The following is a 4,849-nucleotide window of genomic DNA, read 5'->3' as shown; positions in this document are numbered from 1 at the left end:
GATCGGCCCCGACCCCGACGACCCGGCCGACGCCGAGCCCCGCGCGGCCGCCGCTGAGAGCGTTCGGGTGGTCGGCGCGGTGCTCCAGGGCTTCGGCCTGCCGGAAGACCGGCTGATCGACGCCGTCCGCGCCGTGCGGGCCGGCGTGCACGGCTTCGTGACGCTCGAGCTCGGCGGCGGCTTCCGCATGCGGGAGGACGTGGACCAGAGCTTCGGCGTGCTGCTCGACATGCTCGTCGCGGGCGTCGCCACGCTCGCCGCACCCTCCGCACCGCTGGACCACGACACCGCCGGGAGCCTTCGATGACCAACGCACCGAACACTGCCGCCCCTTCCTCCGCCGAGGCTCGCGCCAGCGCAGGCCCGACCACGGCCCGCTGGACCGCCGTCGCGTTCGTCGCGGCCGGGCTCGCGTTCCTCCTGTTCCCGCTGCTGCGGCCCTGGCCGGACGAGGCCGTGGCAAGCACCAGCCTCGCGGTCGCGTTCGCCTCCGACCGCTGGGTCGTGGCGCACCTGTGCGGCATCCTCGGCCTGGCGCTGGTCGCCCCGGCGCTGCTCGGTCTGCGGACCCTGCTCGCGGGTGCCGGCGCTGCAGGTGGCCGTCGTCCGGGTGTCCGCAGCGCGACCTGGGCCCTGGTCACCGCCTGGACCGGTGCCGGCATGGCCGCGCTCTACTTCGGCGCCGAGATCTTCGGCATCCGCACCATCGCGGAGGCCGCCCTGCGGGACGGCGACCTCAGCCTGCTCGCCGACGTCGAGGCGCTGCGCATGCAGCCGTGGGCGGTGACCCTGTTCGGCGCCGGGCTGCTGCTGCTCGCGGTGTCCGGGGTGCTCGCCGCCGTCGCCCTGTGGCGCGCCGGCGCGGGGCCGCGATGGATCGGGCTGCCGTTCGCGCTGGGCCTGGTGCTGGTGCTGCCCCAGTTCTTCGGCGGCCCCGGGCTGCGGATCACCCACGGCTTCCTCGTCGCGGCGGGGTGCGTGCTGATCGCGGTCGCGGTGGGCCGTGGACGTGTCCACAACTCGTCCCCTGCTGTGGAAAAGGCTGTGGACAACGCGGTGGCCCGCTGAGGCCGGTGGTCCCGCCGGCTGGGCCGTGCCGAGCTGGGCCGGTCGCGGAGACGACAGAGGCGTGAGCCCCGTCCGGAACTCACGCCTCTGTCGCACCTGCACCGCCCGCGTCAGCGGGGGGCGCGAGGGTCAGTCGCTGCTCTGGAAGATCGCGAGCAGCCGCAGGAACTCCAGGTACAGCCAGATCAGCGTCACCAGCAGGCCGAAGGCCGCTGCCCACGCCATCTTGGCCGGGGCCCCGGCCTCGACGCCACGCTTGATGGAGTCGAAGTCGACGATCAGCGACGCGGCGGCCAGACCCACGGCCACCAGGCCGATGATGATGCCCCACACGCCGCCACGCATGCCCCACCCGCTGAGCACGCCGGTCCAGACGAGGACCAGGTTGATCAGGGAGAACGCCGCGTAGCCGACCATCGCGATGATGAGCCAGCGCGTGAACTTGGGGGTGACCCGCACCTTGCCCGACTTGAACAGGAAGAGCGCACCGGCGAAGGTCGCGACGGTCGCGAGCACCGCCTGCAGCACGATCCCGCTGAACTGGGCCTCGTAGAACGCCGAGATACCGCCGAGGAACACACCCTGCGCGATCGTGTACAGGACGATCAGCACGGGGCTCGGGTTGCGCTTGAAGGCGTTGACCAGGCCCAGCACGAGGCCCACGATCATGCCCACGACCCACAGGCCGGGCGCGAGCGTCCACGTCGCCGCGCCCACCACGACCAGGAGGGCGAGCAGCCCACCGGTCTTGATGATCACGTCGTCGTAGGTCAGACGCTTGGTGTCAGCCGTGGTGGCCGACGGCGACTGGTACATCGCGTCGAGCTGCTGCGCGTCCATCGCCTGCTGTCCCGCGGCGCTGTACTGGCCGTACTGGCCAGGCTGCGGCGCGGTGCCGTATGCGGGAGTCTGGTTGGGGTAGGTGGCGGTGCCGCCGCGGCGTCCACCGGCTGCGCCGGTGCGACGGGGCTCACCGAAGACGTCACTTCTAGAAAAGACGGGGTTGCTCATCTGCTCCTCCTGGTCTGTCTGACCATCCTAGGGAACGCAGATGAGACCTCAGGAGTTCCCAGGTCATACCAACGAATGAAGTGGGTCCGCCCACGGGATGATCCGGGCCGGTATTTGGTGCGCCGGCCATGCCCGCTACCTACTCTCGTAGCTACGAGTCTCCTGGAAGGGCAAGTGATGATCGAGGCCAGAGGCCTGATGAAGAGGTACGGCGCCAAGACCGCCGTGAACGACGTCACGTTCACCGTCCAGCCGGGCCAGGTGACGGGCTTCCTCGGCCCGAACGGCGCCGGCAAGTCGACCACCATGCGCATGATCATGGGCCTCGACCGGCCCACGGCTGGTTCGGTCACCGTGAACGGCAAGCCCTACACGGCCCACCGCCGCCCGCTGGCGGAGGTCGGCGCCCTGCTCGACGCGAAGGCCGTGCACACCGGCCGCACCGCCCGCAACCACCTGCTCGCCATGGCCGCGACGCACGGCATCGCCACCAGGCGCGTCGACGAGGTCATCGACCTCACCGGCCTGCAGTCGGTCGCGAGCAAGCGCGTGGGCGGGTTCTCGCTCGGCATGGGTCAGCGCCTCGGTATCGCCGCGGCCCTGCTCGGCGACCCCCGCACCCTGATCCTGGACGAGCCCGTCAACGGGCTCGACCCCGAGGGCGTGCTCTGGGTGCGCAACATCGCGAAGTACCTGGCGTCGGAGGGCCGCACGGTCTTCCTGTCCAGCCACCTCATGAGCGAGGTCGCCCTCACGGCCGACCACGTGATCGTGATCGGCCGGGGCCGGATCCTCGCGGACGCGCCCGTCGCGGAGTTCGTGGACGGCGCCGCGCGCAAGACCGTGCGGGTCCGGTCGCCGCAAGCCACGGAGCTCGCCGAGCTCCTGAAGGCGAAGAACGCCGAGGTCGAGGACGTCGAGCCAGGTCTGCTCCAGGTCCGCGGCGCCGACGCATCCGCCGTCGGTGAGCTGGCCGCCGCCTCGCGGATCGTGCTGCACGAGCTCACGCCCGTCGCCTCGACGCTCGAAGAGGCGTACATGTCGCTCACCGCCGACTCGGTGGAGTACCAGTCCGAGGACCTCGCCGCCGTCGCGGCCGCGACGTCCCACAACGAGGGGAGCAAGGCATGAGCGCGACCGTCACCGCTCCGGCAGGCGGTTCGGCGTCGGGTACGACGACGGAGCACACCCCGGTGCACAACGTGACCTTCTTCCGGCTGTTGCGCTCCGAGTGGATCAAGCTGTGGACACTGCGGTCGACGTGGTGGACGCTCGGTTCCACCGTCGTGATCATGGCTGGCTTCGCGCTGATGATGGCCGTCGTGGTGCAGTTCCTGACGGACCAGATGAGCGACGTCGAGATGGCTCCCGGGGAGCAGGCGTCGATGAACTCGATGCTCGGTGCGCCGACCGTCATCGCCGGCGGGTACGAGTTCGCCGGCCTCGTGGTCGCGGTGCTCGGCGCCATGGTCATCACGGGCGAGTACTCGACGGGCATGATCCGCTCCACCTTCGCCGCGGCCCCCGGCCGGCTGGGTGCTTTCGCGGCCAAGGCCACGGTGCTCGCCGCCGTGACGGCGGTGCTGACCACCGTGTCCCTGGGGCTGGGCTGGCTCATCAGCTACCCCATCCTGAACGCGAACGACATGACGCTGGACTGGTCGAACGGTGACGATGTGCGCAAGCTGTACGGCGTCGTCATCTACACGGTGCTGGTTGCACTCTTCGCGTTGGGGATCGGCGCCCTGCTTCGCCACACGGCCGGGGCGATCTTCACGGCCGTGGCCGTGTTCCTGGTCATCCCCTTCATCTTCAACATCGTGGTGGCGTTCGCGTCGAGCCTGGACTGGGTACTGGACGTGAACAAGTTCCTGCCGAGCGTGGCCGGGTCTGCGATCACGCCGTCCGGCGCGCAGGTCCCCGAGGTCCTCGACCCGTGGGTGGGCATCAGCGTGCTCGGCGCGTACACCTTGGTCGTGGTCGTCGCCGGCGCGCTGCGACTCAAGTTCGACGACGCCTGACGGTTCGGTCCAGCACGACCCCACGAAAACAGGTACTCCCCGGGCTGTGTTGCTGAGAGTAGACAGTGTCTACGCAGAGCAACACAGCCCGGGGAGTTGTTCTTTCCCTGACCCCTAGTCCAGCGGGTCGAGCGGGTGAGGCCAAACCGGGATCGGCTGCTGGCGCTCCGGCTCCGGTTCGGGCTCCTGACGCCGCGCGGGCAGCGCAGCCTGCGACGCCGGCCGCTGCTGCGGCACGTAGGCCTGCTGCGGCACGTAGACCTGCTGCTGGCGGGCCTGCTGCTGGCGGGCCTGCTGCTGGCCAGGCTCCTGGTGGCCCGCCTGCCGGTGGTTCTGCTGCGGAGCGTATGCGGGTTGGCGGTCGGCCTGGCTCTGCTGCGGGGCGGCCTGATGCTGCGGCCGGTGCTGCGGGGCGAACTGCGGCGCGAACTGTGCCGGCTGCTGCTGGCTCGACTGCCGGTGGTCCGGCTGGTGGCTGTTCGCCGAGTGATCGTTCGCTCGGTGCTGGAGCGGCACCTGCTGGCCGGGTTGCAGCGAGCCGGGCTGCACCGAACCGGGCAGCTGCGAGCCAGGCCGCTGCGCGGACTGCTGCGGCATGTACGGCGGTGCGGGTCGCGGCATCGGAGCCTCGTGCGGCACTCGCTGGTGCCGCACGATCTGCTGCGGCTCGGCGACCGGCGGCCAGCCCTGGTCCGGAGCACCGCTCGACGCGACGCCGGCGGGCACCGCCCTCGGGCGTGCGACGGCTC

The 4,849-nt window shown here is 70.9% G+C and carries 6 protein-coding genes; 4 read left to right on the top strand and 2 right to left on the bottom strand.

From position 1 onward, the window contains the following. Both PROKR_RS30100 and PROKR_RS30095 read left to right on the top strand, forming a co-directional pair. Positions 1-307, top strand: a 307-nt coding sequence (locus tag PROKR_RS30100) for a TetR-like C-terminal domain-containing protein (RefSeq protein ID WP_169736663.1), incomplete at its 5' end; no start/stop codon positions are given. Further along, on the top strand, positions 304-1,068 hold the full coding sequence (locus PROKR_RS30095; RefSeq protein ID WP_036971624.1) for a hypothetical protein: 765 nt from the start codon (positions 304-306) through the stop codon (positions 1,066-1,068). The genes PROKR_RS30100 and PROKR_RS30095, both read left to right, overlap by 4 nt. Before the next feature lie 129 nt (positions 1,069-1,197). Here the strand turns inward: PROKR_RS30095 and PROKR_RS30090 are convergent, their stop codons facing one another. Continuing rightward, positions 1,198-2,079: a Bax inhibitor-1/YccA family protein gene (locus PROKR_RS30090; RefSeq protein ID WP_036971622.1), complete on the bottom strand. Its 882-nt coding sequence runs from the start codon at positions 2,077-2,079 to the stop codon at positions 1,198-1,200. 177 nt (positions 2,080-2,256) lie between these two features. On the opposite strand from PROKR_RS30090, the gene PROKR_RS30085 reads away from it, so the two are divergent. Further along, entirely contained in the window at positions 2,257-3,210 is a 954-nt protein-coding gene (locus PROKR_RS30085) for an ABC transporter ATP-binding protein (protein ID WP_036971644.1), read from the top strand. Continuing rightward, positions 3,207-4,100, top strand: coding sequence for an ABC transporter permease subunit (locus tag PROKR_RS30080; protein WP_051433524.1), 894 nt, complete (start codon positions 3,207-3,209; stop codon positions 4,098-4,100). Before PROKR_RS30085 ends, PROKR_RS30080 begins: the two co-directional genes overlap by 4 nt. A 114-nt stretch (positions 4,101-4,214) precedes the next feature. Here PROKR_RS30080 and PROKR_RS30075 read toward each other — a convergent pair whose 3' ends face one another. Next, positions 4,215-4,697: a hypothetical protein gene (locus tag PROKR_RS30075; RefSeq protein WP_211240286.1), complete on the bottom strand. Its 483-nt coding sequence runs from the start codon at positions 4,695-4,697 to the stop codon at positions 4,215-4,217. Between the last annotated feature and the right edge of the window lie 152 nt (positions 4,698-4,849).

Origin of the sequence: Promicromonospora kroppenstedtii DSM 19349 (assembly GCF_000515355.1) — a bacterium.
GTDB lineage: Bacteria > Actinomycetota > Actinomycetes > Actinomycetales > Cellulomonadaceae > Promicromonospora > Promicromonospora kroppenstedtii.
Note: the sequence above shows the minus strand (reverse complement) of the source record. Positions and strands in the feature narration are given on the sequence as shown.